1 protein-coding gene is annotated in these 604 nt (G+C 64.9%); it reads left to right on the top strand.

Annotation, left to right across the window (positions count from 1 at the left end; all coding sequences use genetic code 11):
- Positions 1 to 2: 2 nt before the first annotated feature.
- A partial coding sequence (locus AC1D1X_RS25235; RefSeq protein WP_477699627.1) for an MFS transporter occupies positions 3 to 604 on the top strand: 602 nt, incomplete at its 3' end.

Here is a 604-nt window from a genome sequence, read left to right as displayed (position 1 = left end):
CCATCCTTCTTCTTTCATTTGGCACCTTTGCCAGCATGATGGCCCAGCGCATTTGCGACGCCATGCTGCCCGAGCTGTCGCGTGTGTTTGCCGTCAGCCTGGCCCAGGCTGCACAGGTCGTGTCGATATTTGCCATGACGTATGGCGCGTCGCAGCTTTTTTACGGCCCATTGGGCGACAGGCTGGGCAAGTTTCGGGTGGTCACTTTTGCCACGCTGGGCTGCAGCGTCGGCAGCCTGCTGGCCGTGTTTGCGCACAGCCTTGACGCGCTGGTGTTTGCCCGCCTGCTGATGGCGCTGGGCGCCGCGGCGCTGATTCCGCTGGGCATGGCCTGGGTAGGCGACAACGTGCCCGCCGATCAGCTGCAGGAAATGCTCACGCGCACCGGCCTGGGCAGCACGCTGGGCATTGTGTGCGGCCAGCTGATTGGCGGCCTGCTGACCGATGCGCTGGGCTGGCGCTGGTCCTTTGTGTTCATGACCGTGCTGTTTGCCGTGGTCGGCACGCTGATGTACCTTGACCTGCGCCGCCAGAATGCCGCGCAGCGCGCCGAGGGCAAAGCCCCGGCAGCCACACCCCGTCAACCCGTGCAGCGCACCCATTT

The sequence above is a fragment of the Polaromonas sp. P1_G4 genome (genome assembly GCF_056405475.1).
Note: the sequence above shows the minus strand (reverse complement) of the source record. Positions and strands in the feature narration are given on the sequence as shown.